We start from the raw sequence: 26,288 nt of genomic DNA on the forward strand, positions 1-26,288 counted from the left end.
CCCCCCCCCCCCCCCCCCCCCCCCCCCCCCCCCCCCCCCCCCCCCCCCCCCCCCCCCCCCCCCCCCCCCCCCCCCCGCCGCGCCCCCCCCCCCCCCCCCCCCCCCCCCCCCCCCCCCCCCCCCCGCCACGAGCAACCGCCAGCCGACCACGGCCTCGCCGGCCCGGGCACCCACCCAGGCCAGCGCCTCGGCGGTGCTGCGCGCCCGCAGCACGCTCACCGCCGCGCCGGCGGCCGCGGCTTGCGCCGCCCAGGCGGAGACGACGGGGTCGGCGGCCTCGCCGAGACCCAGGACCGCGGCGCTGCGGACGCCGTGGGGAAAGGTCGGCGGAGCGGCCGCCCACCGCGGCACGCTGGTGTGCTCGATGCCCATGCCGATCAGGGGGCGAAGGACCGCTGGCCGGTGTAGAAGCCCAGCGCCCGGTCGGGGGTCTCGAAGCGGATCCGCGAGCCCTTCGGGAAGAACAGCACGTCCTTGGGGCGAGCGATCACCTGCGCGCCGCTGTCGAGGTCGGTGAGGTGGAACTCGCCCTCCACCACGACCTTCATCTCGTCGTAGGTGTAGGTGTAGTCGAGCGGCTCGCCCGCGAGCAGCTCGAAGAAGCCGGAGCACAGCTCCGAGCCCCCCGGGTTGGCGAACGTGTCGCCGATGGCGGCGTTGACGCCGGGGACCTCCATGCTCGGGAGCCCCTCGTAGGTGCCGCTCGCGTGTCCGAAGACGATGGTGCCGGTGGTGGTCATGTCCGCCTCCTCAGCGCGGGATCGGCCGGGGCGACCGATCCCTGTGGGTGGACGACATGTAACGGCAGTAGACGATTCGATGGGTGTCGGCGCTGTAACGAGTGGGTGACGAGGGGCATCCGCGGGTGCGGTCACGCCCCTCCCGTCCGGGTCATGCGGCCGCGGCGGAGCCCGCTCGTCCGCCGGAGCGGCACCTATGCTCGCGCCGTGGAGGCAACCCCCGAGCCCGGCGGGCACGACGACGCGCCCGGCGGACAGCTGGAGGACGTCATCGCGATGCGCGTCCGCGAGTTCCGGCTGGCCAAGGGCGTCTCGCTGGCCGAGCTCGCGCGCACGACCGGCCTGAGCAAGGCGATGCTGTCCAAGATCGAGCACGCCCAGACCTCCTGCAGCCTGTCCAGCCTGGCGCGCCTGGCCGAGGCGCTGGCAGTGCCGGTCACGGCGCTGTTCCGGGGCGTGGACGCCGAGCGCGAAGCGGTCTTCACCCCGGCCGGCCACGGGGCCCAGATCGTCCGGCGGGGCAGCAACGTCGGGCACCTCTACCAGCTCCTGGGGGCGCTGCGCGGGGAGCACAAGCGGCTGGAGCCGCTGCTGGTCACGCTCACCGAGGCGAGCGAGGTCTTCCCGCTCTTCCAGCACCCGGGCACCGAGTTCATCTACGTGCTCGAGGGCGCGCTGATCTACGGCCACGGGGAAGCCCGCTACGAGATGCGCCCCGGCGACTCGCTGGTCTTCGACGGCGAGGGGCCGCACGGGCCGGTCGAGCTGATCGAGCTCCCCATCCGCTTCCTGACCGTCACCGGTTACGGGCACGTCGTCTAGGTCGCGACCAACCGCACCGCGCACCCGTGCGGCGGCACCTCTCGCTTTCGTAACGCAGATTCACGTCCGCGTAACCACGGGGGTGTCCAACACCATGAGACTGCGTTTCACGACGTGACACGCAACGACCGCCTCGCGCCCGGTGCCCTCGGTACCGGTCTTGCGGTGGTCGCCGGCGTGGCGTTCCGCACCCGTGTGTCCCGGTGCGACCCACCGATCTCGTGGCGTGGCCGGTCCCGCCCGACTCACCTGAGGAGAGTGGCTCATGCCCGCAGCCGACCTCGCCTGGCTCCTGGCGGCGTTCGCGCTCGTGCTCCTGATGTTCCCGGGCCTCGCCCTGTTCTACGGGGGCATGCTCGGCAGCAAGAACATGCTCAACATGGTCATGATGGTCATGAGCACGCTGGCCGTCACGAGCGTCCTCTACGTCCTCTTCGGCTACGGGCTGGTGTCGGGCGACTCGCTCGGCGGCTGGGGCCTGATCGGCAACCCGGTCGACCACCTCGGTCTCGCCGGTTTCCACGACGACGGCGGCACCGGTGGTGCGGAAGGCGTCTACTGGACCGCCTTCTTCATCCTGTTCGCCGCGATCACGATCGCGATCGTGGCCAGCGGCGCGGCCGGCCGGATGAAGTTCGGCTCGTGGCTGGTCTTCTCCGCCGTCTGGCTGACCCTCGTCTACTTCCCGCTCGCGCACTGGGTCTTCGCCTTCGACGACGAGGAGAGCGGCGTCGTCGGTGGGTGGATGCGCAACGTGCTGCAGCTGCACGACTTCGCCGGTGGCACCGCCGTGCACATGAACGCCGGCGTCGCCGCCCTTGCGCTCGCGATGGTCCTCGGCAAGCGGCGCTCGCCGACGCACCGGCCGCACAGCCTGCCGCTGGTCGTCCTGGGCGCCGGGATCCTGTGGTTCGGCTGGATCGGGTTCAACGGGGGCTCGGCGGCCGGGGCGAACTTCCTCGCGCAGTACGTCGTCCTGACCACGCTGCTCGCCGGGTCCACCGGCATCCTCGGTTTCCTGCTGGTCGAGAGGCTGCGCGACGGCCACGCGACGACGCTCGGCATGGCCTCCGGGGCGATCGCCGGACTGGTCGGCATCACGCCTGCGGCCGACACGGTGAACGCCGCCGGCGCGCTGGTGGTCGGCTTCGTCGCCGGCGCCCTCGTCGCCTGGGCGGTGACCTGGAAGACGAAGCTGGGCATCGACGAGAGCCTCGACGCGTTCGCCGTGCACGGCGTCGGCGGCATCGCCGGAACGCTTTGCGTCATGCTCATCGGCGCGTCGAACTCGCCGGGCGGGGTGCAGGGCGTCCTGCTCGGCGGCAGCTTCGACATCGTCTGGCGCGAGCTGGTGGCGATCGTCGCGACCTGCACCTTCTCGTTCGTGACGACCTACGCCATCGCCTGGGCACTGCAGCGCACGATCGGGCTGCGCGTCGACGAGGCGACGGAGGACGCCGGTCTGGACGTCGCCGTCCACGCCGAGTCGGCGTACGACTTCGACCGGGGCGTGAGCCCGACCCGGGTGGGTGCGACCGTCTACGGCCTCGACGAGGTGCCCCCCGCGCCGGTCGCCGTCGCCCCGACGTCGGCGCGCTGACCTGCGCCGCCCCCCGGCGGCAGCCACGTGACACCGGAGGCCGGTCCCCGATGGGGCCGGCCTCCGGCGCGTCGCGCGAGGTCTGCGGCAACACGAACCTGGCGCGACCGTAACGCCGCGGAAACGGTGGGCGTGTTCACTGCTACGTGACAGAGGTTCATGTCAGTGAACAGCCGCAGGAGGATCCCGTGTCGCTCACCGCCACCCGTCCCGAGGCCCCGCCCGCGGCCGTCACGGCCGAACCCGAGGCGCTCGACCTCGCCACGCGGGCCCGCGCCGACGGCACGCAGTTCATCCTGGCGCTCTTCGTCGACCTCACCGGCAAGCCCTGCGCCAAACTGGTCCCGGTCGAGGCGGTCGAGGAGCTGCAGACCGAGGGTGTCGGCTTCGCCGGGTACGCCGTCGGCGCCATGGGTCAGGAGCCGAAGGACCCGGACCTCGTCGCGATCCCCGATCCGGCCTCGTACATGCCGGTGCCGTTCATCCGTCCGGGCCTGGCGATCGTGCACTGCGATCCGCACGTCGAGGGCCGGCCCTGGCCGTACGCGCCGCGGGTGATCCTCAAGGAGCAGCTCGCCCGCGCCGCGGAGCTCGGCCTGGACCTCAAGGTCGGCGCGGAGGTCGAGTACTTCCTCGTCGAGCGCGGGCCCGACGGCGCCCTGCGCCCGGCCGATCCGAGGGACACCTCCGAGCGCCCGTGCTACGACGCCCGCGGCCTCACCCGCATGTACGACCACCTGACCGAGGTCTCCCGGGCCATCAACTCGCTGGGCTGGGGCAACTACGCCAACGACCACGAGGACGGCAACGGGCAGTTCGAGCAGAACTTCGCCTACGCCGACGCGCTGACCACCGCCGACCGGGTGGTCACCCTCCGGTACCTGCTCTCGGTCCTCGCCGAGCAGCGGGGCATGACCGCCACCTTCATGGGCAAGCCGTTCACCGACCGCACCGGCAGCGGCCTGCACATGCACCTCTCGCTGTGGCGGGGCGGCGCACCGGTCTTCCCGGACGCCGAGGACCCGCGCGGCCTCGGGCTCTCGCCTCTGGCCTACTCCTTCGTCGCCGGTCTGATCGAGCACGCCTGCGGCCTGCAGGCGGTCCTCGCCCCCACCGTCAACGCCTACAAGCGCACCGGTGCGACGGGCACCCGGTCCGGCGCCACCTGGTCCCCGCGGACGGCGTCCTACGGCGGCAACGACCGGACCCACCTGCTCCGCGTGCCGGACGGCAACCGCGTGGAGTTGCGGGGTGGTGACGGCTCGGCCAACCCCTACCTCGCCGCGGCGGCGGCGCTGGCGGCCGGGCTGGACGGGGTGCGCCGGGGGCTGGACCCGGGCGACCCGGGGGCTGCCACCAGCAGCCCGCTGCCTCCCACGCTGCTGCACGCGGTCGAGGCGCTGGAGAGCGACCCGGTGGTCGCGGGTGCTCTCGACGTCGCCGGCCCGGGTGTCGCGGCCTACTTCGCCGGCCTCAAGCGCGAGGAGTTCTTCGAGTGGCACGGACAGGTCACCTCCTGGGAGGTCGACCGCTACGTGACCGCCTTCTGACCAGCCGGATCGTCGAGAGGAATCACCCCCATGTGCGGGATCGCCGGGCTCCACCTGCGGGAGCCCTCCCTGTACCCCCGGCTCGGTGAGCTGCTGACCGGGATGCTCTGCCAGATCACCGAGCGGGGACCGGACTCCGCCGGGATCGCCGTCTACGGCGATCCGCGCTGGTCGCCGCCGGGGGAGTCGACGGTGTCGCTGCTCCCGGGAGCCGCGAGCGCCCAGGAGGTCGGGACGGCGCTGCGCGAGCGGCTGCCCGAGGCAGTGGTGGTCGACGCCGGGCAGACGCTCCTGGTGCACGCCGCGACCGACCCCGACACGCTCGTCTCCGCCGTCCGCGCGGCGGTCGGGCGGGTGGGGAAGGGCGAGGCGATCGTCATCGGCCAGGGGGAGGACCTCGCCGTCCTCAAGGGGGTCGGCCACCCGCAGGCCCTCGCCGCCGAGTTCGGCCTCGCCGCCGCCCAGGGCTGGCAGGGGGTGGCGCACACCCGGATGGCCACCGAGTCCGCGGTGACCCCGCAGGGCTCGCACCCGTTCTCGGTCGGCCCGGACCAGTGCCTGGTGCACAACGGATCCTTCGCCAACCACGCCACGATCCGCCGCGAGCTCCGGGCCGCCGGTATGACGTTCGACAGCGAGAACGACTCCGAGGTCGGCGCCCGGTTCGTCGCCGCGCAGCTGGCCGCCGGTTACGACCTCGAGAAGTCGCTGAAGCTGCTCTGCGAGCGGTTCGACGGCTTCTACACCCTGCTGGTCGCCAACCGGGACAGCTTCGCCGTGGTCCGCGACGCCATCGCCTGCAAGCCCGCCGTCGTCGCCGAGACGCCGCAGTGGGTGGCCATGGCGTCGGAGTACCGCGCCCTCGCCGGGCTGCCCGGCATCGAGAACGCCCGCATCTTCGAGCCCGAGCCGGAAGAGGTCTACGCATGGCAGCGCTGAGCACGTCCCTGGAGTTCGCGGAGGGACGGGTGGAGCTGGCCGAGCCCACCCTCGTGGACCTGGCCGTGTCCGACGTCCGCGCGCTCAACAGCGCGCTGCACGCGGTCGACGTCGCCGAGAAGGCGCCCACCTGGCGGGTCGCGAACCCCGACGGCCGGCACAACATCGCCGTCGGCCTGGACGCCGACATCGACGTCGTGGTGGACGGGCACGTCGGCTACTACTGCGCCGGCATGAACAAGGTCGCGACGGTGACCGTCAACGGCAACGCCGGCGTCGGGGTCGCCGAGAACATGATGAGCGGGACCGTGCGCATCCGCGGCAACGCCTCGCAGTCGGCCGGGGCCACCGCGCACGGCGGATTGCTCGTCGTCGAGGGGTCGGCGGCGGCGCGCTGCGGCATCTCGATGAAGGGCGTGGACATCGTCGTCGGCGGCGACGTCGGCCACATGAGCGCCTTCATGGGCCAGGCCGGCCGGCTGGTCGTGTGCGGCGACGCCGGCGACGCGCTCGGTGACTCCCTCTACGAGGCCCGCATCTACGTGGCCGGCTCGGTGAGGTCGCTCGGGGCCGACTGCGTGGAGAAGGAGATGCGCGCCGAGCACCTCGCCGAGCTCGCCGGCCTGCTCCGTGCCTCCGGGGTCGACGCCGACCCGTCGTCCTTCCGCCGCTACGGCTCCGCCCGGCAGCTCTACAACTTCCACGTCGACAACGCCTCGGCGTACTGAGAAAGGGCACCCCGTGACCGACAACCCTGCCCTGCGCCAGCCCGCCCTGCCCCCGGACCCCGCCCTCCGCGAGTCCGCGACCTTCGACCGCGCGACCATCGCCGAGATCCAGCGCGCCGCGGAGACCGGCATCTACGACATCCGCGGCGGCGGCGCCAAGCGCAGGGTGCCGCACTTCGACGACCTGCTGTTCCTCGGCGCCAGCATGTCCCGCTACCCGCTCGAGGGGTACCGGGAGCGCTGCGACACCGACGTCGTCCTCGGCGACCGCAACGCCACCTACCCGCTGCACCTCGCCACGCCGGTGACCATCGCCGGCATGAGCTTCGGCGCGCTCTCCGGCCGCGCCAAGGAGGCGCTCGGCCGCGGGGCCAGCGAGGTCGGCACCTCCACGACCACCGGCGACGGCGGGATGACCCCGGAGGAGCGCGGCCAGTCCAAGCACCTCGTCTACCAGTACCTCCCGTCCCGCTACGGCATGAACCCCGATCACCTGCGCATGGCCGACGCCATCGAGGTCGTGCTCGGGCAGGGTGCCAAGCCCGGCGGCGGCGGGATGCTGCTCGGCCAGAAGATCACCGAGCGGGTGGCGGGCATGCGGACCCTGCCGATGGGCGTCGACCAGCGCAGCGCCTGCCGGCACCCGGACTGGACCGGCCCCGACGACCTGGAGATCAAGATCCGGGAGCTGCGGGAGATCACGGACTGGGAGAAGCCGATCTACGTCAAGATCGGCGCCACCCGCACCTACTACGACGTCAAGCTCGCCGCCAAGGCCGGGGCCGATGTCATCGTGCTCGACGGGATGCAGGGCGGCACCGCCGCGACGCAGGACGTCTTCATCGAGCACGTCGGCATCCCGACGCTCGCGGCGCTGCCGCAGGCCGTGCAGGCGTTGCAGGAGGAGGAGCTGCACCGGAAGGTCCAGCTTGTCGTCTCCGGCGGTGTCCGCAACGGCGCCGACCTCGCCAAGTGCATGGCCCTGGGGGCCGACGCCGTCGCGATCGGCACCGCGGCCCTGATCGCCCTCGGCGACAACGCACCGCACCTGGACGCGGAGTACCGCCGGCTCGGGTCGGCGGCGGGGTACTACGACGACTGGCAGGCCGGCCGCGACCCGGCCGGCATCACCACCCAGGACGACGAGCTGGCGCAGCGTCTCGATCCGGTGCAGGGCGGGCGGCGGCTGGCGAACTTCATCCGGGTGATGACGATGGAGGCGCAGATCATCGCCCGCGCCTGCGGCAAGGCGCACCTGCACTCGCTCGAGCCCGAGGACCTGGTCGCGCTCACCATCGAGGCCGCCGCCATGGCCCGCGTGCCGCTGGCCGGCACCAGCTGGATCCCGGGGCACGGGCTGTGACCGCGACGGCCACCACCGCCGACGTCGTCGTCGTCGGCGGTGGGCTCGAGGGCACCTCCATCGCCTGGTCGCTGGCTCGACGAGGGGTGACCGACGTCGTCGTCTGCGAGCGGGACACGGTCGGCTCCGGCGGCACCGGCAAGTCCAGCGGCATCGTGCGGTGCCACTACGGGGTGTCCTCGCTGGCGGCGATGGCCACCCGCAGCCTCGAGCTCTTCGAGAACGCGGAGGAGGTCCTCGGCGAGGACGTCGGCTTCCGGCAGACCGGCTACGTCGTCGGCGTCGGCGAGGCGAACGTCGACGCACTGCGGGCCAGCCTGGCCAACCAGCGTGCGGTCGGCGTGCAGACCGAGGAGGTGGACCGTGCCGAGGTCGCGCGCCTGTGGCCGGTGGCCGATCTGTCCGACTTCGCCGCCTTCGCCTGGGAGGCGCGCGGTGGCTACGGCGACGCCTACCAGACCGCCCAGGCGTTCGCGGTGGCCGCGCGGCGCCTCGGCGTCCGCATCCGCCAGGGCACGGCGGTCGCCGAGGTGCTGGCCGGCGGTGGCCGGGTGACCGGGGTGCGGCTCGCCGACGGCTCGGTCATCAGTGCGGGCACCGTCGTCGTCGCGGCCGGCCCCTGGTCGGTGCCGCTGCTGGCGGGGCACGGCATCGACCTGCCCATCCGGGTGCACCGCGAGCCGATCGTGATGCTCGACCCCGGCGCCGACCTCGGCCCGGTGCCCGTCTTCTCCGATCTGGTCTCGCTGCAGTACATCCGCGCCGAGAGCGGCGGGCGGCTGCTGTTCGGCAACAGCGACCTGTCGACGCCGGAGCCCGCCGACCCCGACGCCTACCTGAACCGCGCCACCGACGAGTTCCTGGAGATGGCGGTGGAGAAGATCTCGCACCGCTTCCCGGGGCTCGAGGACGCGTCCATCGCCGGCAGCTACGCCGGTTGCTACGACGTGACACCGGACTTCAACCCGGTGATCTCCGAGACGCCGGTGGAGTCGCTGGTCGTCGCCGCGGGCTTCAGCGGGCACGGGTTCAAGATCTCGCCGGCGGTGGGGCAACTGGTCACCGATCTGGTCGTCGACGGCAAGAGCTCCGACGCCGACGTCCCCGAGTCCGACTTCCGGTTGTCGCGATTCGCGGAGGGCGCCCTCCTCACCAGCCCCTTCCCCTACGTCGGCGCGGGCGAGATGCGCTGACCGGGCGTCCCCGCACCCGTTCCCCACGCCCCTGCGCCGCAGCTCCTGGTCCGCACAGGTGGGCGGGCCCCGGACCCTCCGCTCGCTCACACGGCCGACGGGGGACCGAGGGCACCGTGGTCAGGGGCTCAGGAGCTCCCCGGTGCGGACCAGGTGGTCGGCGACGTCGCGCAGCTTGGTGTTCGTGGTCATCGACGCCGTGACCAGGAGGTGGAACGCCTGGTCGGCGGTCAGCTTGTGCCGTTCGATCAGGATGCCCTTGGCCTGTTCGATGACCGCTCGGGACGCGAGCGCGGCCTGCAGGTGGTCGGCCATCTCCTGGGCGCCCCGGTAGGCCCGCACGGTCGCGGCGGCGATGCCCGCGTAGGGGGCGAACCCGGTCGCCACGGCGCGGCTGGTCTCGTCGAAGGCTGCGACCTCGCGGGCGTAGATGTTGAGCGCGCCGGTGAGCTCCTGCTCGCCGGCGAACACGAGTGGCACCGACAGCGAGCTGAGGTTGCCGCGCTCGGCGGCCTGCCGCGCGTAGTCGGGCCAGCGGTGCTCGACACGGGTGTCGACGATCTCGGTCGCGACACCGGTGCGGGAAGCGTGCAGGCACGGCCCTGCGCCCCTCGCGTACTGCGCGCGATCCAGGTCCAGGGCGAGTGGACCGGTGTCCACGACCGTCGTCGCCTCGCCCTCGACGATGAGGGTGACCGATGCCTCCGGGGCGCCCGGCATGACGCTCTTGGCCTGGTCCGCCAGCGACTGCAGCAGGCTCTCCATCGACAGCTCGCGCAGCGACAGCCGCCCGAGCGTCTCCAGCGCAGCGGTGGCGTGGGTGGATCGGCGGTCGGGAATGCGGGCCACCAGGGCCTCCGGTCTGGCTCATACCGAAGGTGACTTCGGCGGCGCACCCGTACCGGGTGTCGTACTTCGCTGCGCCGCTGTTTGACGCACCGGGGTTGCCCGGACGATGCCCGGGCTCAGGCAGAGCCTACGCGGCTCCTCCCGGGTCCACGCCCTCGACGCGGCGGTCGCGGCGTGGAGCGGCCGGTCGACCGGGCGGGCGACGAGACCTGCGCACCACGCCGTCGAGGTCTCCGCTGCGCGCGGCAGCAGGGCTCAGCGGGCGAGGACCGCGGGGGGTTGGTGCGCGCGGGGCGCGGTGCCGCGCCCACCCCGGCCGGCTGAGCTCCTCGACCGCCTCGGTCACGCGGGCGGGTACCCCGGCTCCGCGGGCGCGCAGACCGGCGCGCAGCCACCGGCGCACGCGGCCGGGGCGGGCCCACGACCCGTGCTCCGGCCACGAGGCCGCCGGGGGGCTACTGTGGGGGGCGTACCGGCTGCTCGCCGGCACCGCCCCGCCCGGCAGCACGCCTGCTCGCGCGGTCGGTGCCGCCGCCTTCGACCGGCGGCCGGCGGACCGAACCCGGCTCGGGGGCATGGCCCCCGGCGCCGGTGCCCGGTGCACCAGCGGGTCCGGGCCCGCGCGGTACGGGGCGGCGCCGGTGCGGTTGCACCGTCCGCTCGCGGGGCCGCGTGCACGTCCTGCCGCGGCGACCGTGCCGGGCAGTGCAGAGGAGGAGTTCGTGGCTCGACCAGGACGGCGCTCGACGAGCGCCCGGCGCGGCGCCCCGCGCACCCAGCGGCGCGTGCGCGACGGCGACGTCGTCGCCGTGCTGGCCCGCGCCGTCCGGGACGTCGAGGCGGCCGTCAAGCGCGACCGCGTGACCCCTTCCGTGCGCGCGGAGTTCCAGGCGATCGCCCTGGTGCTGCGCGAGGAGCGCGCCCGGGTGCAGGCCGACCAGGACACCAGCGAGGCCCGCCGGGCCGAGCAGCTGAAACGCCTGGACGGCATCGCGACGATCCTGGCCACCACCGCGGTGCGGAACTCCGGCCTGCTGGCGCTGCTCTCCGACGACGCGGTCGCCTCGGAGGCGGCGCGGTCGCACCGGCGGGAGCTGCTCGCCGCCGCCGGCGTCGAGGTGCCGGTGGAGGAGGAGCCGGCGCCGGCGGCGGCCGCCCCCGTGGCCGCCGCCACCTCCGCCTCCGCCGAGCGCCAGGTGGTGCCGCAGTCGGTCATCTCGCGGCAGCTGGCGAACCCCTTCCTCGCCCCCGACTTCGACGCCGCCCGGCAGAGCACCGTCCGCCCGCGCCGGCTGGCCGGCTGGGAGCTCCTCGAGCCCCTGTTCAACTCCTTCGAGCGCGCCGGCGGCGGCGCCCCGGCGTGCATGCCGCTGCCGTTCCCGAGCTCCCAGTTCACCCCGGCGGGGCTGGAACTCATGCCGCACCAGGGCCAGCTGGTCGCCGCGGCGGCGAACGGTCACCGCACCTTCCTGCTCGCCGACGAGCCCGGTCTGGGCAAGACGGCGCAGTCGCTGCTCGCGGCCGAGGCGGCGCAGGCGTTCCCGCTGCTCGTCGTCGTCCCCAACGTCGTCAAGACCAACTGGGCCCGGGAGGCCGCCCGCTGGGTGCCCCAGCGCCGGGCCACCGTGATCCAGGGCAACGGGGAGAACGTCGACGGCTTCGCCGACATCGTGATCGTCAACTACGAGGTGCTCGACCGGCACGTGGGCTGGCTGGGTGGCTTCGGCTTCGGCGGGATGGTCGTCGACGAGGCGCACTTCATCAAGAACAAGAGCTCCCAGCGCTCCCAGCACGTGCTGGAGCTCTCCGAGCGGATCCGGGCCCGGGCCGGGCGGCCACTGCTGATGGCCCTCACCGGGACCCCGCTGATCAACGACATCGACGACTTCCGGGCGATCTGGCAGTTCCTCGGCTGGATCGACGACGAGAAGCCGCTGGGGCAGCTGATGGAGTGCCTCGAGGAGACCGGTCTGACCCCCGCCGACCCGGGCTTCTACCCGGCCGCCCGCCAGTGCGTGATCGACCAGGGCATCGTGCGCCGTCGCAAGGTGGACGTGGCCGCGGACATCCCCGCCCGCCGCATCGCCGACCTCCCCGTCGAGCTCGACGACAAGGCCGGCCGGTCCATCCGGGCGGCCGAGCGCGAGCTGGCCCGACGGCTGGTGAAGCGCTACGAGAGCGCCCTGGCGGCCCGGGAGTCGGCCACCGAGGTCGAGGGCATCGACCGCGAGCTGGTGCGCAAGGTCGCCGGCTGGGAGCTCAAGGACACCAGCACGAAGACCACCGGCGAGAACGTCTTCGGCATGATGCGGCGCATCGGCCAGGCGAAGGCCGGGCTCGCCGCCGACTACGCCGCACAGCTGGCCCGCAGTGCCGGCAAGGTGGTCTTCTTCGCCAAGCACGTCGACGTGATGGACGTGGCCGAGGAGACCTTCGAGGGCATCGGCCTGCGGTACTCCTCGATCCGCGGTGACCAGACGCCCTCGGTGCGGCAGCGGAACATCGACGCGTTCGTCAACGACCCGGACGTCGCCGTCGCCGTCTGCTCGCTGACCTCGGCCGGCGTGGGGCTGAACCTGCAGGTCGCGTCCGACCTGGTCCTCGCCGAGCTCTCCTGGACCGACGCCGAGCAGACCCAGGCCATCGACCGCAGCCACCGCATCGGGCAGACCGAGCCGGTCACCGCGTGGCGGATCATCGCCGCGCAGACCCTGGACGCCCGGATCGCCGAGCTCATCGACAGCAAGGCGGGGCTGGCCGCGCGGGCACTGGACGGCTCCGACGAGGAGATGCAGGCCTCGGCCGACGTCCAGCTGGAGGCGCTCGTCGCGCTGCTCACCGACGCATTGGAGAACCGGTGACCGAGGAATCGCTCCTGACCGCGGCGACGCGGGTGGCCGAGCTGCTGCTCGAGGTGCAGACCCGCGTCAACCGGCGGATCGACGCCGAGCTGGCCGAGCTGCTGCCCGGCGTCCAGCGGCAGGTGGGCGTCGCCCCGGACGACGCCGCCGACCTGTCGGACCTGGTCAACACCCGGATCACCGGCCTGAGCGTCGTCGTCACACCGGCCGCGGTCGCCGCCGCCGTGCCGGTGCCGCCGGACTCCGCCGCCACGACCCGGGCGGCCCGCCGCGCGGTGACCGGCATCCTCACCGGTGCCGACGAGCGCCTCGCCGTCATCGCCGGGCCCTGCTCGATCCACGACCCGCAGGCCGCGCTCGAGTACGCCGCCTTCATCGCCCGGATGCGTGAGCGGCACGGCGCGGACCTCGAGATCCTCATGCGGACCTACACCGAGAAGCCGCGCACCGAGGTCGACTGGAAGGGGTTCGCCTACGACCCGTTCCTGGACGGGTCGAGCCGGATCAGCGTCGGACTCGTCGCGACCCGCATGCTCATGTGCCGCATCACCGCGGCGGGCGTGCCGGTGGCCGCCGAACCGCTGAACGCGCTGACGCCCCAGTACGTCAACGGGCTGGTCACCTACAACGGCGTCGGGGCGCGCAACGTCACCGACCAGACCGCCCGGGAGCGGGTGTCCGGCTTCTCCTCCGTCGTCGGGTTCAAGAACTCGCCCGAGGGCAGCGTCGACTCCGCGATCCAGGCGATGATGACGGCGCGCGCGCCGCACGAGTTCCTCGGGGTGGATGCGCACGGCGTCTCCGCCCAGCTGTCGACGACGGGCAACGACACCGGCCACGTCATCCTGCGCGGCGCCAAGGACGGCCCCAACTACTCCGCCGCGCACATCGCCGACACCAGGCGCCGGCTGGCCGTGCGGGGGCTGCCCGAGGTCGTCGTCGTCGACGCCTCCCACGGCAACAGCCAGAAGAACCACCTGCGCCAGATCGAGGTGGTGCGGGACCTGGCGGGCCAGATCGCCGGCGGGGAGCAGGCCATCCGCGGCGTGATGGTGGAGAGCAACCTGGTCGCCGGGCGGCAGGACCTGGACCAGCGGCACCCCGAGCGGCTGGAGTACGGCTGCAGCGTCACCGACGCCTGCGTCGACCTGCCGACGACCGAGCGGATGCTGGCCGAGCTGGCCGCGGCGGCCCGCACCCGGCGGGGCGCGCGCGGCTGAGCGGACTACGGTTCGTCGCTGCGACCCCAGGCAGGAGGCCCGATGCCCGCAGCCCCGCAGCTGCTGCTCGTCGTCAACCGGTCGGCCGGCACCGCGCAGGACGAGGCCGTCGAGGCGGCCGTGGCCGAGCTGCGCGCCGGTGCCGACGTCACCCTCGCGGCGACCGCTGACACCGCCGAGCTGGACGAGGTGCTGCGCGACCACCCCGACCGCCGGGTGGTCGCGCTGGGCGGGGACGGGTCGGTGCACGCGGTGGTGGCGGCTCTCGACCGGGTGGGCCGGCTGACGCCGGAGGAACCGGTGGGCATCATCGCCTGCGGTACGGGCAACGACCTGGCCCGCACGCTCGGGCTGCCGCTGGACCCGGCCGAGGGTGCGGCCGCGGTGCTGGCGGGGCGGCCCCGCCCGCTGGACCTGCTGCGCGACGACGCCGGCGGGATCGTCGTGAACGCCGTGCACGCCGGGGTGGGTGCCGAGGCGGCCGTCGAGGCGCACCGGCTCAAGAGGCGGCTCGGCGCGGCCGCCTACCCGCTGGGCGCCGCCATCGCCGGGTTGTCCGGCGCCGGTTGGGACCTCTGCGTCGAGATCGACGGGCAGGTGGCGTCGACCGACGAGTGGGCTGCCGACGGTCGGCTGGGCGTGCTGATGGTCGGGATCTGCAACGGGTCCACCATCGGGGGCGGCACCCCGCTGGCGCCGGACGCGCGGCCCGACGACGGGCGGGCCGACGTCGTCGTCAGCGTCGCCACCGGGCCGGTGGCGCGGGTGGCCTTCGGGACGGCGCTGACCACCGGGGGGCACGTCGACCGCACCGACGTGCTGGTGGCGCGCGCCCGTGAGGTGCGCCTGTCGGGGAGCTCCGTCGCCGTCGACGCCGACGGGGAGCTCGACGAGATCGCCGTCGCCCGGACCTGGCGGGTGCAGCCCGCCGCCTGGTCGGTCCTCGTCCCGCGGTAGCAGATCGGGAGCGCATGCTCAGGCGCGGCTCTCCAGCCGGCGGCGGACGACCGCGGCCTGCTCCGGTGAGCCGATGAGGGCGCCGATCTCGGCCTGCTCGGCCGCCAGCCCCTCGGCGAGCGGCACCCGGCCGGCGAGGTCGATCAGCCGCTTGACCGCCCGGGTGGCGCTGCGGCTGTGCCCGGCGATCTCCGCGGCCAGCCCCTGCGCGGCGGCCAGGGGGTCGGCCGCCTCGCGGGTGGCCAGCCCGAGCCGCACGGCCTCGGTGCCCGACACCTTCCGCCCGGTCAGGGCGAGCTCCTTGGCGACGTCGCGGCCGACGAGCTCGGGCAGCAGCTGGGTGCCGCACATGTCCGGCACGATGCCCCACAGGACCTCCATCAGCGACAGCTGCGCGTCGGGAGCGACCAGCCGGATGTCGGCACCGAGGGCGATCTGCAGGCCGCCGCCGAACGCGACGCCGTGCACCGCCGCGATCACCGGGGCGGGCACGAGCGACCACACGTGCACGGCCTGCTGGGCCAGCGCGCCCGCCGCGCCCAGCGGCTCGCGGGGCACGACGACCCGCTCGCCGCCCTCGGCCATCGCGGCGAACCGGCCGAAGTCCAGGCCGGCGCAGAAGGCCCGGCCGGCCCCGGTGAGCACCACCGCGCCGACGTCGTCGCGCTCGAGCAGCTCGCTCCCGGCGGCGACGACGGCCTCGAACATCGCATGGTCCAGGGCGTTCATCTTCTCGGGCCGGTCCAGCCGCACCGTCGCCACGCCGTCGGCCACCTCGAGCGCCACCCGGCGCGAGACGTCGTTGTCCACCTCCGCTGTCTACGGGCGGCACAACCGGCCTGTCAACGCGCGCAGCGGGTGCGACCGGACCGGCCGTCTACGGTGCCGTCATGTCTGCTGCCGCCGTACCGCTGCCCGCGTGCTGCTCGGCACGGTGATGGTCGGCGCCGGGGTGCTGCACCTGACCATCCAGCGGCAGGAGTTCCGGGCCCAGGTGCCCGACTGGTTCCCCGTCGACGAGGACCTCACGGTGCTGGGTTCGGGCGTCGTCGAGATCGCGCTGGGCGCGTCCTTCATCGCGTTCCCGCGCAGGCGGCGGCTGGTCGGTGGGCTGCTGGCGGCGTTCTTCGTGGTGGTCTTCCCGGGCAACGTCGCGCAGTACCTCGAGGGCACCGACGCCTTCGGCCTCGACACCGACCGCAAGCGCCTGGTCCGCCTGTTCTTCCAGCCGCTGCTCGTGCTCTGGGCGCTGTACGGCGGCGGCTGGCTGCGGCGCACGCGGCGCCGCTGACGGCCTCGGCCGGGGCGCACCGGACCGGCGTCTGCGACATCGCCGGTGGCGGGGCCGACGTCAGAGCCACTTCTTCTCGGTGGTGAACCGGCCGAAGTAGACGAGGTGGTGCCCACCGGCCCCCCGGAGCGCCTCGGCGACCCGCTCCTTGCGGTCCTCCCCGCGCGCGGGGACGTAGACGACGTGCCCGCCGAGCCGCAGGGCCCGGTCGTGGAGATCGAGCATCTCGTCCTCCGATCCGGTCCACTGCAGCAGGCGTGTCAGCCGCCCACGCAGTCCGTGCCGCTCTCCTCGGCGGTCGAGCAAGGCCGCTCCTTCCGGCCCGGTCAGCACGTGCACCCCGGTCAGGTCGACGCCGATGGCGCGAAGCCGCGCCAACGCGTCATCGGTGGCGTCCTGGTCGTCCAGAACCGCCACCAACTGCTGCATCGGGTAGCGGTAGAAACCGGATGCGTTCCAGTGGGGCTGGTCGCTCACGGATCGTCCCCTCCTTCGACTCCCGGTCGAGAGGCCCTAGTCCTCCTCGCCGGTCATGCCCGGCCGGTCCCACACTGCTCGGTGCGGTGCTGCCCGTCCAGGCCACCGTGCGCGGCAGTCGCCATGCCCGACGGGACGTCGACGACGGCGTTGTTCGCCCCGTCGAGCGCGTCGCCGGGCAGATCGCGCAGCCGACGCCGGACCGCGTTCCTGGGCCCCGGCCCGGTGCTCTCCTCGCCCATTCCTCGTGCTCCTCGCCCGCCCGACCGGAGGTCCCAGACCGGACCCTCACGACTCCGGTCGCCCGCCGGTCCAGGGGTGCCGCGCCCCCATTGCCTACCCGCGTGCCCGCCCCTAGCATGAGGGCAGGCGAGCGGAGCGGAGGGCCACGTGTTCGACGGGCTCATGACCGAGGAGGCAGCCGGTACCGCGCCGCGACGTCCCAACATCCTGGTGCTGTGCATGGACCAGTGGGACGTGCACATGGACCTGCCCCCGGGGGTGGACCTGCCGGCGATCCAGCGGCTCGTCGGGGCCGGGGTCAGCCTCGGCAACCAGTACTGCACGGTGCCCCAGTGCACCCCGTCCCGGGCCACGATGTGGACCGGCCAGCACGCGAAGAACGTGGGGCTCTGGGACAACACCAACTTCGCCTGGACCGGTGTGCTGGACGATGCGATACCCACCGTCGGCACGATGCTCCGGGAGCAGGGCTACTACACCGCCTTCAAGGGCAAGTGGCACCTGTCCCACCCCGCGCGTTCGTCGGACGCGCTGGAGAACTACGGCTTCTCCGACTACCAGGCCTGGGGCGACAACTGGGGTGGCCCGCTGCACGGCGCCCAACTCGACGGCACCGTCGCCTTCGAGACCGTCGACTGGCTGCGCCACAAGCGCCCGCGCGACCAGCCCTGGTTCCTGGTCTCGTCGATGGTCAACCCGCACGACGTCATGTTCCTGCGCGCCGGTGAGGACGAGCAGGCACATGCCAACGGCGCGCTCGCTCCGCTGACGCACCCACCCCAGGACCTGGGCTTCTTCCGCGACTACGACGTCGAACTCCCCGCGAACTTCGCCGACGACCTCGACGCCCAGCCGTACGGGGTGCGCTCCTACAAGCGCAACGTGGAGTGGAACTACGGCCGCATCCCCGAGGGACGGGAAGACCTGTGGAAGGCGCGCCGCAACTACCTGATCAACTGCCTGCGGCTGGTCGACCAGGCGTTCAAGCAGATCCTCGACGAGCTCGACCGGCAGGACCTCTGGCGCGACACCGTGGTGGTCTTCACCTCCGACCACGGTGAGATGAACGGCGCCCACCGCTTGAGCCAGAAGGGTGCCATCCCCTTCCAGGAGGCGTCGGTGGTCAACATGACCGTGGTGGCGCCCGACGGGCCCAGCGGCGTCCACTCCGACGCCGTGGGATCCCACCTCGACCTCGCGACGACGTTCCTGTCCTGGGCCGGGCTGGACGAGGGTGAGATCCGTCGCCGCTATCCGCAGCTCAAGGGCCGCGACCTGCGGCCGGTGTTCGAGAGCCCGGAGCGCCGGGAGGCGCCGCGCGGCTCCAGCTCCGACCCCGGGGACGGCGCGCTGGTCAGCTGGGACGGCCTCAACATGCTCGACCCGGAGTGGGCCATCCAGGGCGCGCTGCGCGAGCTGGCCCAGCTCGGCGACGGCCCGGAGAAGACGCTCGAGGACTGCCGGCGGGCCGGGGAGGCCTACGGGGCGCCGGACATGGACAAGCGCACGTTCTACCGGGCGGTGTCCGACGGCCGGTACAAGCTCGTCCGCTGGTTCTCGCCCACGCAGTACCAGACCCCCCGGACGGTCGAGGAGCTGCACGCCACCTCCGACGTCGCCCTCTACGACCTCGTCGGCGACCCCGGCGAGATGCGCAACATCGGCGACCCGTCCTCCACCGGCTACGACGAGAAGCTGGTCGCGTCGATGCTGGAGAAGCTGGTGCGCCTCGTCGACACCGAGCTCGGCGAGGACGAGTGCCCCTTCGCTCTCGACCTGTTCGGCACCCGGGAGATCCGGTACCGGCTCGAGGACGTCGAGGCGGGCGCCCCGCCCGGCGAGCAGCCGACCGAGCCGGTCCCCGGGACCCGGCCGCCGCAGGAGGGCCGGCCCTGAGCCGGGCAGCACCGGCACCCACGCTGCCGGCGGGGATGGTCCTGATCCCGGGCGGCACCTCCACCATGGGTTCGGACGACTTCTATCCGGAGGAACGGCCCGCCCACCCCGTGCGGGTGTCGGCGTTCCTGCTCGACCGGGCCCCGGTGACCCTGGCCGCGTTCGCGCGGTTCGTCGAGAACACCGGCTACGTGACGGTGGCCGAACGCACCCCGGACCCGCGCGACCACCCCGGGGTCGACCCCAGGCTGCTGGTGCCGGGCGGGCTGGTGTTCACCGGTTCGGCCGGTCCGGTCCCCCTGCGGGACCCCTCGCGGTGGTGGTCGTGGGTTCCCGGGGCCTCGTGGCGGTGCCCCGAGGGGCAGGGGGCGGACGCGCTGCAGGACCGCGCCGACCACCCGGTCACCCAGGTCTCGTGGGAGGACGCGCAGGCCTACGCGACCTGGGCCGGACGGCGCCTGCCGACGGAGGCCGAGCACGAGTGCGCGGCCCGCGGCGGGAGGGCGGACACCGTCTACGCCTGGGGTGACGAGCGCTGCCCGGAGGGCCGTCACCTGGCCAACACCTGGCAGGGGCCGTTCCCGTACTGGAACACCGGCGAGGACGGGTGGCCCACGACGTCGCCGGTCGGGTCCTATCCGCCCAACCCGTACGGGGCAGTCGACCTGATCGGCAACGTCTGGGAGTGGACGGCGGATCGCTGGACGCCGCACCCCGAGGTGGCCGCCTCGCCGTGCTGCGTGCCGGCCGATCCACGCAGCCGGCACGAGGGGCCGGAGCACCCGCGTGACGCCTTCGTGGTCAAGGGCGGATCGCACCTGTGCGCCCCCGAGTACTGCCTGCGCTACCGCCCCGCCGCGCGGCAGCCGCAGGACCGGGACTCCGCCACGACGCACATCGGGTTCCGGTGCGCCCGGGACATCGGGTAGCCGGACCGTGGGACCTGATCGGCCGTCCTCCCCGGGGCGACGTCGTCAGGCCGGGCACGGACCACGGGTCCGCTGCTACCCCCAGGCGCTGGGGTCACCAGACCCCGGCGGGGACAGCCGGGGACGGAGCCGGACGGTGGGCAGCGGCGGCGCGGGCAGGCGGTCGACCTGCCCGCGGTAGCCCTCGACCCGGCCGAAGCGCTCCGACCCGGCCGCCCACTCCTGCCGGTAGCCGACGACCTCCTCGTGGGTGCGGCCCACGAAGTTCCACCACATCAGCACCGGCTCGGGGAACGGCTCCCCGCCCAGCACCATGACCCGGGCGGCCTGGTCGCCCGGGTTGGCCAGCCGCAGGCGCCGACTGCCCGGGGGCAGGTAGCCCAGCTCGGTACGCCCCAGCTCGACGCCCTCGAGGAGAACCGGCCCCTGGTCCACGAGCACGCCGTGCTCGAACTCCGCGGCGACGTCGAGGACGAGCTCAGCGAACGGTTCCAGCACCAGCTCCGCTCCGAGCAGTGGGCTGTGGGTGGGCACGGGGGAGGGGTGGCCGGCGAGCGCACCCAGCAGCACCCGGGCGGTGGCGCCGTCGAGGCCGACCGGCTCGGGGACGTGGTGGACGAAGTTCCGGTCGGCATGCCGGGCGGAATCGGGCAGCGCCGTCCACAGCTGGACGCCGTGCAGCGTGCCGCAGGCTTCGGTGGACACCTCCGAGTGTGCGACCCCGGCCCCGGCGGTCATCAGGTTCAGCTCCCCGGGCCGGACCAGCTCGTGGGCGCCGGTGGTGTCGCGGTGCTCGATCTCGCCGGTGAACAGCCAGCTGACGGTCTGCAGGCCGGTGTGCGGGTGCGGCGGCACGTCCATGCCGCCGGTGCGGGCGACGTCGTCCGGTCCGTAGTGGTCGACGAAGCACCAGGCGCCGATGAGGGAACGGGCGCGTTGCGGAAGGGTGCGGCGCACCGTCATCGCACGCGGGCCGCCGAGCGGCACCTCCCGGCTCGCGATGACCTGGACGTCACTCATCCGAGCAGCGTGGCACGGAGTTGCTCGTGCGGTGGCTGCCGTGATCCCGACCAGCGCCGAGACGTCGGCGGGCGGAGCAGCGACGGACGAGTGGGAGGTGTCCGGTCCCAAGCCGTGAGGTGTCGGGTGCAGGGCCCGGGGGTAGCTGCGCCGGGACCCCGTCGAGGTGCCGCACCCCGTGCACGAGCCGGCGTGGCGGGGCCCGACTGGAAGCACCGGGCGGACCCGACTGCCGAGGAGAGGACGTCACGGTGACCTCTCCGACGCCCGGTGGAGGCGTCGTGGCGCGTGCTCGCCAGATCGGCGCGGCTCCGCTCCGCGGCGAGCCACGCTGGGCCAGGCAGCTGGGTGATGGCGGGCATCCGTGGTTGCTCACCGCCGGCGAGCGGGGCAACGGGGCCGCGGGCCTGCCGGCATGGCGCGAGGGCAACGCCGTGCGCGCACTCGTGGACGGCCGCAGCTACCTGCCGGTGCTGGCCGAGGCGCTGGGCCGGGCCGAGCGGGGGGACGCCGTCCTGCTCGCCGGCTGGCGCACCGATCCCGAGGAGCTGCTGGACGACGGCGGGCCACCGCTGGCCGCGGCGCTGGTCGGCGCCGCCCGCCGGGGCGTGGCCGTGCGAGGGCTGCTGTGGCGCTCGCACCCGGAGGCGGTCGGGCACGCGCTCCAGGCCAACCGTGCGCTGGCCCGCGCCGTCACCGCTGCGGGTGGCCGGGTGCTGCTCGACCAGCGGATCCGTCCGCTGGGCAGCCACCACCAGAAGTTCGTCGTGGTCACCGGTGCCGCCGACGACGTGGCCTTCGTCGGCGGCATCGACGTCGCGCGATCGCGCCGCGACGGCGGACGGCACACCGGTGATCCGCAGGCCCGGCCGCTGTCTCCCGTCTACGGGCCGACCCCGGCCGCGCACGACGTGCAGCTGGAGGTGCGGGGCCCGGCCGTGCGCGATCTGGAGTCGGTGTTCCGGCAGCGGTGGGACGACCCGGCGGCGCCCACCCGGTGGCCCTGGCACGCCGTCCCCGACCGGCTGCTCGGGGTCCCCCGGACGCCGGACCGGCTCCCGCCACCGGCACCGGCGCCGGTGGCGGCGGGGAGCTGCACCGTCCAGTTGCTGCGCACCTATCCGCGGCGCCGGCCGGCCTATCCGTTCGCACCCGACGGGGAGCGCAGCGTGGCCCGGGGCTACGCCAAGGCGCTGTCCCGGGCGCGCCGGCTGGTCTACGTCGAGGACCAGTACCTGTGGTCGCGCGACGTCGCCCGCATCTTCGCCGCCGCGTTGCGCCGTTCGCCGGAGCTGCGGCTGATCGCCGTCGTCCCGCGCTACGTCGACGACGAGGGCCGGTTCAACTTCCTCGCCTCGCTGCTCGGCCAGAACACGGCGTGGCGGATGGTCGTGGAGGCCGGCGGGGACCGGGTGCAGCTGTTCGACCTCGAGAACGAGGTCGGACGGCCGGTCTACGTGCACTCCAAGCTCACCATCGTCGACGACGTGTGGGCGGCCGTGGGCAGCGCCAACCTCAACCGCCGTTCGTGGACGCACGACTCGGAGTTGGCCGCCGCCGTCCTCGACGAGGAGCGCGACGGTCGCCACCCGGTCGACCCCGGCGGCCTGGGGGACGGCGCCCGCTCTTTCGCGCGGCAGCTTCGCCTGACGCTGATGCGTGAGCACCTGGATCGGGGCGACGGCGAGGACGCCGACCTGCTGGACCCCGACGCGGCGGCCGCGGCGATGCGCCGGGCCGCCGTGGAGCTCGACGCGTGGCACGCCGGTGGATGCGTCGGGCCGCGGCCGGCCGGGCGGCTGCGCAGCCACCCCCGCCGCATCGGTGGTGGACAGGTCCTGCGCCGGCTGATCGAGCCGGTGTACGGCCTGGCCTACGACCCGGACGGGCGTCCGTGGCGGATGCGCAGACGGCGGGAGTTCTGACCGATCTCCTCGCTGCGGGTCCGACGGGCGTCGTTCGGTACGGCCGGTCGACCTGGGGTAGGGGCGGTGCGTCGGCATCGAGGTCGTAGGGGGAGCACCATGGGTGGACACGTCGTGGCACGCCGCCAGACCGCGTGGGTCGTCCCCGGCATCCTGCTCGGTGCCGTCCTGGCCGGTTGCGGCGAGGACGAGAGCGGGCAGCGGCTCGGCGGCCCTGGTGTGGAGGCCTCGGTCGGGGACATCGAACTGCGCAACATCCGGCTGGACAACCCGCCCGCGGGCATCTACGAGATCGGGACGGCCGCGCTCCTCGGTGTCGCGATGGTGAACGTCGGCGACGAGGACGACGAGCTGATCGGCGTCTCCGGACCCGATTTCACCGGGGCGGTGGTGAACGAGAACCCGGCCTCGTCGGACCCGGCGATCCGGATCCCGGCGGGGGAGACGGTCTTCACCGACGGCCCGGACGGTCCGGTGCTGGTCCTGGTCGGGATGGACGAGACCCTCACGACGGGGGAGGCGCTGGAGGTGACCTTCACCTTCGAGCGGGCCGGCGAGGTCACGGTCGACGCCCCGGTGAGCGCCCCGCTGCGGCTCTCGCTCGACCGCTGGCTGCGCGAGCAGGCCGCGGAGGACTGATCCCGCCACTCGGACCGGGCCGCCGCGGCGCCGCCGGACCGCCCGAGCGGTCGCCGGGTCCTTTCGCCGTGGGCGCCCTCGGCTCAGGCGACCTGCAGCGACCGCTTCGACAGGCCCATCCAGAAGCCGTCGATGGCGAACTCCCGCGGCGCCTCGGGGTCGGTCGCGGCGCCCAGCGTGACGAAGAGCGGGGTGAAGTGCTCGACGGTGGGGTGGGCGTAGGGCATGCCCGGCGCCCGGTGCCGGTAGTCGGCCAGCGCGTCGACGTCACCACGGGAGAGCTGCTCGGCGGCCCAGACGTCGAAGTCCGCCGACCAGCCGGGCAGGGTCTGCCCGAGGAAGTCCGACCGGGTCAGGAACGGCAGCCCGTGGGTGGTGAAGCCGGAGCCGATGACGAGCACGCCCTCCTCCCGCAGGCCGCGCAGCCGCGCGCCCAGCCGGAGCAGTCGGTCCGGCTCGGATGTCGGCAGGCTGAGCTGCAGCACCGGGATGTCGGCCTCCGGGTACATGACCTTCAGCGGCACCCAGGCTCCGTGGTCGAGCCCGCGGGCCTGCTGCTGGTGCACCCGCTCCCCGCCACCCAGCGCACCCAGCACGCGGGCACCGAAGGCCGATGCGTCGGGGGTGTCGTATCGCATCCGGAAGTACATCGGGTCGAACCCGCCGAAGTCGTACACCGGCGTGACGTGCGCGTCGGTGCTCGACAGGTTCAGCGGCGCGGCCTCCCAGTGCGCGGAGACGATGAGGATCGCCCGCGGTCGCGGCATGGACCGTGCCCAGGCGAACAACTGGGTCATCCAGGCCGGGTCCTCGAACAAGGGCGGGGCGCCGTGGCTGAGGTACAGCGCCGGAAGGGCGCCGTCCTGCGGGGTCCAGGCCGCGTGCTGCGCGGTGGCGGCGACCCGGTCGAGGTGGCCGGCGAACGGATGGGACGTGGGCACGGTCATGCCGATCTCTCCGAGCGGATGGTGCGAGCGGGGGAGGGGCGGGTCACTCGACGAGCCCGAAGCCGCCGGTCCACGAGATCTTCTCGGCCGCGGCCAGGGTGAGCTGCAGGAAGCCGACGGCCTCGAGCTCGCGGGCGCGCCGCAGGGAGCCGGCGTCGACCGCGCGCAAGCCACCGGCGGTGACGACGCCGGCGAGCAGGGCCTTGGCGTCGTCGTCGTCGCCGGCGATGAGGACGGTGGTCGGCAGCGGCCCGACGGTGCCGGCGGCCAGCGTGGCGGCGAAGGTGGTGTTGAAGGCCTTGAGCACCCGCGACTGCGGCAGTGCCGCGGCGATCTCGGCGGCGGCCGAGCCGTCGGCGGGGACGACGAGCGAGTCGAAGGTGGAGAAGTCGAGCGGGTTGGTGATGTCGACGACGACCTTCCCGGCCAGGGTGTCCGCCCGGGCGCCCAGCACCTCCGCGACAGCGGGGTAGGGCACCGCGAGGACGACGACGTCGCCGGTGACCTGCTTGTCGGCGTCCGCGGAGCCGATCAGCTCGACCGTGCTGCCACCCTTGGTGGCGACGGCCGCGATGGCCTGACCCATGTTCCCGGTGCCGATGATGCTGACGTGTGCCATGACGACTCTCCCTCGGATTAGTTGAAGCAACAACTGAGACCGTACGCACGCTTGGTTGTACCGTCAACCAAAAGCTAGGATGGGGTCATGGAACCCCGGTGGCTGACCGACGAGGAGCGGGTGGCGTGGGTGCGGCTGGCCGCCGTGCTCGAACTCCTGCCCGGCGTGCTCGACACCCAGCTGCGCCGCGACGCCGGTCTCAGCCACTTCGAGTACTTCGTGCTGGCGATGCTGTCGGAGGCGCCCCGGCGCACGCTGCGGATGACCTCGCTCGCAGCGAGGACGAACGCGACCCTGCCCCGGCTCTCGCACGTGGTGCGGCGGCTCGAAGACCGCGGCCTGGTCCAGCGCTTCCCATGCCCGGAGGACGGCCGGGCCACCAACGCCCAGCTGACCGAGGCGGGATGGGACAAGGTGGTGGACGCGGCACCGGGGCACGTGGCGAACGTGCGGCGCGCGGTGGTCGACGCCCTGGACGCCGAGCAGGTCCGCCAGCTGGCCGCCATCACCGAAGCCGTGCTGGGGCGGCTCGACCCCGATGGCGTGGTGATGACCCCGCACCGGGAGGCGGGGGCGGCCGACGCCCCGGGGAGCCCACCGGTCGGCTGAGCCGTTCCCCGACGAGCCGGGCCCCGGGCGGGCGACGACGATCGTGTGCATGGCCGGTCGAACCGCAGTCGCACCGACCAGGCCATCGTGAGGGTGCGCCGTCGCCGGCTTCCCCTGCTCGCCACGGCCGGCGGCCTGCTGGCCTGGAGCAACCTCGTGGTGCCGCACCTGCCACCGCAGCCCGGGATCCGTGCCGTGGTCAACGTCGCCGCGGCCGCCGGGTTGCTCGTGGCGGCTCGCGCCGCGGGCCTGACGTGGGCGGAGCTCGGCCTGGGCCGCTCGGCGTGGCGGGCGGGCGCCCGGTGGGGTGGCGCCGCCCTCGCCGTCGGCGCGGCCGGCTACCTCGTCGCGCTGGCGGTCCCGGCCACACGCTCCGTCCTGGCGGGTTCCGCGGTTGCCGGCCCGACGGGCGGCGAGCTCGCCCTCCGTGCCCTCGTGCTGATCCCGGTGGGCGTCGTCGTCTGCGAGGAGGTCGCCTTCCGCGGGGTCCTGCTGGCGGTGGCCCGGCGGCAGCTACCGGTCCATGCCGCCGTCGTGGTCACGTCCGTGGTCTTCGGGCTGTGGCACGTCGCCACCGCCCTCGGCGGCACCCGTCTCGCGCTCCCGCCGGCGGTGGCGAGCCTGTCGGTGGCCGGGACGGTGGTCGTCACCGGCCTGGGCGGGGCGCTCTTCGCGTGGTTGAGGGTGCGCACCGGGAGCCTGCTGGCGCCGGTGGGGCTGCACCTGGCGACCAACAGCCTCGGCCTGCTGGCCGCCGCGGTCGCCGCGCGGTGAACCGGCGGGGGCGTTCGCGCTGCCCGATCGCGGGTAGGGGCGCCCGCATGGGACCCGTGGTGAGGCCTCGGTCCGGGAATCAGCTCGCTGGTCCTCA

At 73.9% G+C, this 26,288-nt stretch carries 25 protein-coding genes; 17 read left to right on the top strand and 8 right to left on the bottom strand.

The features are described from left to right. Positions 1-377 precede the first annotated feature (377 nt). Positions 378-740, bottom strand: a complete 363-nt coding sequence (locus ACI79S_RS19405; protein WP_456595082.1) for a cupin domain-containing protein — start codon at positions 738-740, stop codon at positions 378-380. Positions 741-947: 207 nt separating this feature from the next. On the opposite strand from ACI79S_RS19405, the gene ACI79S_RS19410 reads away from it, so the two are divergent. The 7 genes from ACI79S_RS19410 (at position 948) to ACI79S_RS19440 (ending at position 8,935) form a co-directional block, all read left to right on the top strand. Continuing rightward, positions 948-1,562, top strand: a complete 615-nt coding sequence (locus tag ACI79S_RS19410; RefSeq protein WP_456595083.1) for a helix-turn-helix domain-containing protein — start codon at positions 948-950, stop codon at positions 1,560-1,562. A gap of 265 nt (positions 1,563-1,827) precedes the next feature. Beyond that, positions 1,828-3,162, top strand: coding sequence for an ammonium transporter (locus ACI79S_RS19415; protein ID WP_456595084.1), 1,335 nt, complete (start codon positions 1,828-1,830; stop codon positions 3,160-3,162). A 188-nt stretch (positions 3,163-3,350) separates the two neighbouring features. Further along, positions 3,351-4,712 carry a type III glutamate--ammonia ligase gene (gene glnT / locus ACI79S_RS19420; protein WP_456595085.1) on the top strand — a complete coding sequence of 454 codons (1,362 nt, stop codon included), beginning with the start codon at positions 3,351-3,353 and terminating at the stop codon, positions 4,710-4,712. A 30-nt stretch (positions 4,713-4,742) separates the two neighbouring features. Then, positions 4,743-5,651, top strand: a complete 909-nt coding sequence (locus ACI79S_RS19425; protein WP_456595086.1) for a hypothetical protein — start codon at positions 4,743-4,745, stop codon at positions 5,649-5,651. Next, a complete protein-coding gene (locus ACI79S_RS19430; protein WP_456595087.1) occupies positions 5,639-6,379 on the top strand; it encodes a GltB/FmdC/FwdC-like GXGXG domain-containing protein in 741 nt (246 codons plus the stop codon). Before ACI79S_RS19425 ends, ACI79S_RS19430 begins: the two co-directional genes overlap by 13 nt. 13 nt (positions 6,380-6,392) lie before the next feature. Next, the gene (locus tag ACI79S_RS19435; RefSeq protein ID WP_456595088.1) at positions 6,393-7,742 is read left to right on the top strand and encodes an FMN-binding glutamate synthase family protein; all 1,350 of its coding nucleotides are present in this window, start codon (positions 6,393-6,395) and stop codon (positions 7,740-7,742) included. Next, positions 7,739-8,935: an NAD(P)/FAD-dependent oxidoreductase gene (locus ACI79S_RS19440; RefSeq protein ID WP_456595089.1), complete on the top strand. Its 1,197-nt coding sequence runs from the start codon at positions 7,739-7,741 to the stop codon at positions 8,933-8,935. The genes ACI79S_RS19435 and ACI79S_RS19440 overlap by 4 nt, the downstream gene beginning before the upstream one ends. Before the next feature lie 120 nt (positions 8,936-9,055). Here ACI79S_RS19440 and ACI79S_RS19445 read toward each other — a convergent pair whose 3' ends face one another. Further along, positions 9,056-9,784 carry an ANTAR domain-containing protein gene (locus ACI79S_RS19445; protein ID WP_456595090.1) on the bottom strand — a complete coding sequence of 243 codons (729 nt, stop codon included), beginning with the start codon at positions 9,782-9,784 and terminating at the stop codon, positions 9,056-9,058. Positions 9,785-10,506: 722 nt separating this feature from the next. Here ACI79S_RS19445 and ACI79S_RS19450 point away from each other — a divergent pair. Genes ACI79S_RS19450 through ACI79S_RS19460 form a run of 3 tightly spaced genes read left to right on the top strand, consistent with a single transcriptional unit; the run spans position 10,507 to position 14,822 of the window. Then, complete coding sequence (locus ACI79S_RS19450) at positions 10,507-12,645, top strand: DEAD/DEAH box helicase (protein WP_456595091.1); 2,139 nt, start codon at positions 10,507-10,509, stop codon at positions 12,643-12,645. Next, positions 12,642-13,865, top strand: coding sequence for a 3-deoxy-7-phosphoheptulonate synthase (locus ACI79S_RS19455; protein ID WP_456595092.1), 1,224 nt, complete (start codon positions 12,642-12,644; stop codon positions 13,863-13,865). Before ACI79S_RS19450 ends, ACI79S_RS19455 begins: the two co-directional genes overlap by 4 nt. 42 nt (positions 13,866-13,907) lie before the next feature. Next, positions 13,908-14,822, top strand: a complete 915-nt coding sequence (locus ACI79S_RS19460; protein WP_456595093.1) for a diacylglycerol/lipid kinase family protein — start codon at positions 13,908-13,910, stop codon at positions 14,820-14,822. Between the two features lie 18 nt (positions 14,823-14,840). On the opposite strand, the gene ACI79S_RS19465 is transcribed toward ACI79S_RS19460, so the two are convergent. Continuing rightward, positions 14,841-15,632 carry a crotonase/enoyl-CoA hydratase family protein gene (locus ACI79S_RS19465; RefSeq protein ID WP_456595094.1) on the bottom strand — a complete coding sequence of 264 codons (792 nt, stop codon included), beginning with the start codon at positions 15,630-15,632 and terminating at the stop codon, positions 14,841-14,843. Positions 15,633-15,741: 109 nt separating this feature from the next. On the opposite strand from ACI79S_RS19465, the gene ACI79S_RS19470 reads away from it, so the two are divergent. After that, on the top strand, positions 15,742-16,113 hold the full coding sequence (locus ACI79S_RS19470; RefSeq protein WP_456595095.1) for a DoxX family protein: 372 nt from the start codon (positions 15,742-15,744) through the stop codon (positions 16,111-16,113). A 60-nt stretch (positions 16,114-16,173) separates the two neighbouring features. Here the strand turns inward: ACI79S_RS19470 and ACI79S_RS19475 are convergent, their stop codons facing one another. Together ACI79S_RS19475 and ACI79S_RS19480 are read right to left on the bottom strand one after the other, a co-directional pair. Beyond that, the gene (locus tag ACI79S_RS19475; protein WP_456595096.1) at positions 16,174-16,590 is read right to left on the bottom strand and encodes a hypothetical protein; all 417 of its coding nucleotides are present in this window, start codon (positions 16,588-16,590) and stop codon (positions 16,174-16,176) included. Between the two features lie 53 nt (positions 16,591-16,643). Next, entirely contained in the window at positions 16,644-16,832 is a 189-nt protein-coding gene (locus tag ACI79S_RS19480; protein ID WP_456595097.1) for a hypothetical protein, read from the bottom strand. 148 nt (positions 16,833-16,980) lie between these two features. Here ACI79S_RS19480 and ACI79S_RS19485 point away from each other — a divergent pair, with 148 nt between their 5' ends. Both ACI79S_RS19485 and ACI79S_RS19490 read left to right on the top strand, forming a co-directional pair. Further along, positions 16,981-18,729 carry a sulfatase-like hydrolase/transferase gene (locus ACI79S_RS19485; protein ID WP_456595098.1) on the top strand — a complete coding sequence of 583 codons (1,749 nt, stop codon included), beginning with the start codon at positions 16,981-16,983 and terminating at the stop codon, positions 18,727-18,729. Between the two features lie 35 nt (positions 18,730-18,764). Continuing rightward, the gene (locus ACI79S_RS19490; RefSeq protein ID WP_456595099.1) at positions 18,765-19,658 is read left to right on the top strand and encodes a formylglycine-generating enzyme family protein; all 894 of its coding nucleotides are present in this window, start codon (positions 18,765-18,767) and stop codon (positions 19,656-19,658) included. A gap of 75 nt (positions 19,659-19,733) precedes the next feature. Here the strand turns inward: ACI79S_RS19490 and ACI79S_RS19495 are convergent, their stop codons facing one another. Then, on the bottom strand, positions 19,734-20,678 hold the full coding sequence (locus ACI79S_RS19495; RefSeq protein WP_456595100.1) for a pirin family protein: 945 nt from the start codon (positions 20,676-20,678) through the stop codon (positions 19,734-19,736). 281 nt (positions 20,679-20,959) lie between these two features. Between ACI79S_RS19495 and ACI79S_RS19500 the strand changes: the two genes are divergently transcribed. Continuing rightward, positions 20,960-22,603: a phospholipase D-like domain-containing protein gene (locus ACI79S_RS19500; protein ID WP_456595101.1), complete on the top strand. Its 1,644-nt coding sequence runs from the start codon at positions 20,960-20,962 to the stop codon at positions 22,601-22,603. Between the two features lie 114 nt (positions 22,604-22,717). Continuing rightward, positions 22,718-23,242 carry a copper chaperone PCu(A)C gene (locus ACI79S_RS19505; protein ID WP_456595102.1) on the top strand — a complete coding sequence of 175 codons (525 nt, stop codon included), beginning with the start codon at positions 22,718-22,720 and terminating at the stop codon, positions 23,240-23,242. A gap of 83 nt (positions 23,243-23,325) precedes the next feature. On the opposite strand, the gene ACI79S_RS19510 is transcribed toward ACI79S_RS19505, so the two are convergent. Both ACI79S_RS19510 and ACI79S_RS19515 read right to left on the bottom strand, forming a co-directional pair. Continuing rightward, complete coding sequence (locus tag ACI79S_RS19510; RefSeq protein WP_456595103.1) at positions 23,326-24,189, bottom strand: dioxygenase family protein; 864 nt, start codon at positions 24,187-24,189, stop codon at positions 23,326-23,328. Positions 24,190-24,232: 43 nt separating this feature from the next. Beyond that, a complete protein-coding gene (locus ACI79S_RS19515) occupies positions 24,233-24,808 on the bottom strand; it encodes an NADPH-dependent F420 reductase (RefSeq protein WP_456595104.1) in 576 nt (191 codons plus the stop codon). Between the two features lie 87 nt (positions 24,809-24,895). On the opposite strand from ACI79S_RS19515, the gene ACI79S_RS19520 reads away from it, so the two are divergent. Both ACI79S_RS19520 and ACI79S_RS19525 read left to right on the top strand, forming a co-directional pair. Next, on the top strand, positions 24,896-25,417 hold the full coding sequence (locus ACI79S_RS19520; RefSeq protein ID WP_456595105.1) for a MarR family winged helix-turn-helix transcriptional regulator: 522 nt from the start codon (positions 24,896-24,898) through the stop codon (positions 25,415-25,417). Between the two features lie 87 nt (positions 25,418-25,504). After that, positions 25,505-26,191 carry a CPBP family intramembrane glutamic endopeptidase gene (locus tag ACI79S_RS19525; RefSeq protein WP_456595106.1) on the top strand — a complete coding sequence of 229 codons (687 nt, stop codon included), beginning with the start codon at positions 25,505-25,507 and terminating at the stop codon, positions 26,189-26,191. Positions 26,192-26,288 lie beyond the last annotated feature (97 nt).

The sequence above is a fragment of the Blastococcus sp. SYSU DS1024 genome (assembly GCF_054050795.1).